The following is a 3025-nucleotide window of genomic DNA, read 5'->3' as shown; positions in this document are numbered from 1 at the left end:
CAGTGATCCGATGATGAACACACCGGTCAGGCCCGCGACGATCAGCCCCTTGCCCTGCTCCGCGCTGAAGGTGTCCCGTAGGGCCGTCGCGCCGATCCGCTGCTTGGCCGCGCCCCAGATGGCGATGCCGAAGCACAGCAGCAGTGCGACCGCCATCACGACCTCGATCATGACGCGGGCCTCGCTGCCCAGGCTGCCGAACGGACCCCAGTCTGGGGCGATTCCGCCGATGATGGTGTTGATGTCGCCCTTTTCGGCCGCTAGGAACATGATGAACTCACCGCCCCTTGTGGGTTGTTGTGTCTCTTCGCCGGCATGGCGTGGGTCAGCCTCTATCTTCGCTGATGAATCCGCTTCCGCATGTCGACTTGGCGGCATTTCTTGGCGGATCTCGTGCGTGTTGTGGGACACGCCCGTCCGGCGGCCGTGTGAGGCATGTCAACGGAGTGTCGTATGGTCACTCTGTGTATCACGCGGGTGAGCGTCGGGCAACGATCCGTGAGGGGCTGACAGGTAGGCCCCTTGGTGGAGGGGCATCAGTGCGCCTGCGCTCAGCGGCCCGCGCCCTGCACCCCCTCACTACCCCGCAGGCTCGTCGGTCTCCGTCTCCGTAAGGTCCGCGAAGTCGTCGAACTCGCCCGCCTTGACGCCCTTGATGAACGCGTCCCACTTGGCCCGGGTCGTGACGACGACGGTCTCCGGGTCATTGCTCTCGCGCATCAGGATCTGGTCGTCGGGGCCCACGGCCACCTCGAGGTAGGCGGTGCCCTCCGGAAGGTCGGCGGGTGCGGCCCGCTGCCAGTCGAGCTCTTGCCAGTCGAGCCGTGTCATCTGCGGTCCCCAGGGTCGTGGTGCTCGGACGGCTGGACTCTACGCGTTCCCCGGCCCCGCGAGAGGCGGCCGAGATGGGGCGGTGAGGCGTGCGGGGTGGGTCGGCGGCGCATAAGGGGGCGCGCGTCGGCGGCCGCCGTATGGTTTCGGCTGGGGAGCGGCTGATTTTCGCCGTGCGAGCGGAAACGCGTTCGCATGGCGGGTGAATGGGGGAGGATGGCCGGGTGCGTAAGGTCTGGCTGGGTGTCAGTGTCGGTCTCGGAGTCTCCTTTTCCTTCGTCGCGCTGCTCGTCGTCGGTACCTACATGGTCGCGGCGGACCTCGTCGGCGGTGCCGGCGGTAAGGCCGTCGGGCTGGCCAAGGGCGCCGTTCCCGCCACGTACGAACCGCTCATCCAGCGGTACGGGAACTCCTGCCCGGCCATCAACCCCGCGCTCCTCGCCGCGCAGCTCTACCAGGAGAGCGGCTGGAACGCGAAGGCGCAGAGCCCGGCCAACGCCAAGGGGATAGCGCAGTTCATCCCCGCCACCTGGGCCTCGCACGGGGTCGACGGCAACAAGGACGGCGTCAAGGACATCTGGGACCCCCAGGACGCGATCCCGTCGGCGGCCGCCTATGACTGCTCGCTCGCCAAGTACGTCAAGGATGTGCCGGGCAATCAGACACACAACATGCTGGCCTCGTACAACGCGGGCGCCTATGCCGTGATCAAGTACGGCGGGGTGCCGCCTTACCGCGAGACCCAGAACTACGTGAAGACCATCACCACCCTCGCCAAGAGCTTCGAGGCGCCGGTCCAGAAGGTCCAGCCCTCCCAGCAGTCGGCCGGGGCGATCTACTTCGCGCAGAAGCAGCTCGGCAAGCCCTATCTCTGGGGCGGGAACGGCCCGCCGGAGGAGGGCGGGCGGTTCGACTGCTCGGGGCTGACGAAGGCGGCGTACAAGACGGTCGGCATCGATCTGCCGCGCGTCGCCAACGACCAGTGGAACGCCGGACCGCACCCCAAACGGAGCGAGCTGCTCCCCGGCGATCTGGTCTTCTTCGCATATGACCTCGACGACCCGAGATCGATCCACCACGTGGGGATCTATGTGGGCGGCGGCTACATGATCAACGCGCCCTACACCGGTGCGGTGATCCGTTTTGACAAGATCGACTCGCCGGACTACATCGGTGCTACGCGGGTGACTCAGGATGGCGCGAAAGCGCTGCCGCGGGCGAACCCCGCGTAAGGATTCCCTCTGAGCTGCGATGATCGGTCACCCTTCGATAACGTCCCGGTGATCGTTGGGTGGAGTACGGAACCCCTGGCGAGAAGAGGGCGTTCCCTGGAGGTGGATCGAGGCGTGGATCAGCGTGGATCGACGGCGGACTCTCCGGCGCCGGTCGCGTTGCCACGGCTCGCAAGGCATTACGGGGGGTCGGCAGCTGCACGTAGTGACAGGCAAGAGATAAGGGGCCACGGCATATGGCTGGACTCGCACTGGACGGGTCGAACCCCGATGTCAGCCTTCTCTACGACATCAACGGACTGGCGAAGGACGCCCCGCACTGGTTCGACCGCGTCATGGAGTTCGTCGGCGAGTACGGGATCATCATCGGGCTCGCCCTGGTGACCCTGGCCGCCTGGTGGAGCGTCCGGAAGCGGCCGCAGGAGGCGCCGTCCGCCGTCGCCGGGCTGGTGTGGGCCCCGCTGGCCGCCGGGCTGGCGCTGGTCGCCAACATCCCCATCCGCGGCTTCGTCGAGCGGCCCAGACCCTTCAAGGACCATCAGGGGCTCGACGTCCTGGTGGCGGGCAAGACCGACTTCTCGTTCGTCAGCGACCACGCGACGCTGACCATGGCGGTCGCCGTCGGCGTCTTCATGGCCCATCGCGCCTATGGCGTTGCCGCCATAGGGCTCGCGCTTCTGGAAGGGTTCTGCCGCGTCTATATGGGCGTCCACTACCCGACCGATGTGATCGGCGGGTTCGCCCTGGGGACGGCGGTCACCCTGCTGCTGGCGCCGCTCGCGATGATGCTGCTGACCCCGCTGACCACGGCGGTCGCGGGTTCGCGCGTCGGCCGGCTGATAAGGGCCGAGCCCGCCGCCGCCGGCCAGGACACGGACGAGGCACGCGCGGAGCTCGCCGAGTCCCGCTCGGTGGGCGGCGACCACGGGAACAAGGACCTGGCGGCCTAGGGCAGGCCTAGG

At 67.7% G+C, this 3025-nt stretch carries 4 protein-coding genes; 2 read left to right on the top strand and 2 right to left on the bottom strand.

The window, feature by feature from the left end:
• Positions 1-270, bottom strand: a 270-nt coding sequence (locus tag GWI24_RS42790; RefSeq protein WP_210951416.1) for a hypothetical protein, incomplete at its 3' end; no start/stop codon positions are given.
• A 309-nt stretch (positions 271-579) separates the two neighbouring features.
• Positions 580-831, bottom strand: coding sequence for a DUF397 domain-containing protein (locus GWI24_RS42785; protein WP_210951415.1), 252 nt, complete (start codon positions 829-831; stop codon positions 580-582).
• 224 nt (positions 832-1055) lie between these two features.
• Here GWI24_RS42785 and GWI24_RS42780 point away from each other — a divergent pair, with 224 nt between their 5' ends.
• Positions 1056-2063 (top strand): bifunctional lytic transglycosylase/C40 family peptidase, encoded by a 1008-nt coding sequence (locus GWI24_RS42780; RefSeq protein ID WP_308344275.1) that lies wholly within the window; start codon positions 1056-1058, stop codon positions 2061-2063.
• 236 nt (positions 2064-2299) lie between these two features.
• On the top strand, positions 2300-3013 hold the full coding sequence (locus tag GWI24_RS42775) for a phosphatase PAP2 family protein (RefSeq protein ID WP_210951413.1): 714 nt from the start codon (positions 2300-2302) through the stop codon (positions 3011-3013).
• Positions 3014-3025 lie beyond the last annotated feature (12 nt).

It is taken from the genome of Streptomyces sp. MK37H (assembly GCF_018035285.1).
GTDB lineage: Bacteria > Actinomycetota > Actinomycetes > Streptomycetales > Streptomycetaceae > Streptomyces > Streptomyces endocoffeicus.
Note: the sequence above shows the minus strand (reverse complement) of the source record. Positions and strands in the feature narration are given on the sequence as shown.

Excerpts from the sequence above, each read along its gene's own strand:
- GWI24_RS42785 (WP_210951415.1), bottom strand. The coding sequence starts at position 831 with ATGACACGGCTCGACTGGCAAGAGCTCGACTGGCAGCGGGCCGCACCC.
- GWI24_RS42775 (WP_210951413.1), top strand. The coding sequence starts at position 2,300 with ATGGCTGGACTCGCACTGGACGGGTCGAACCCCGATGTCAGCCTTCTC.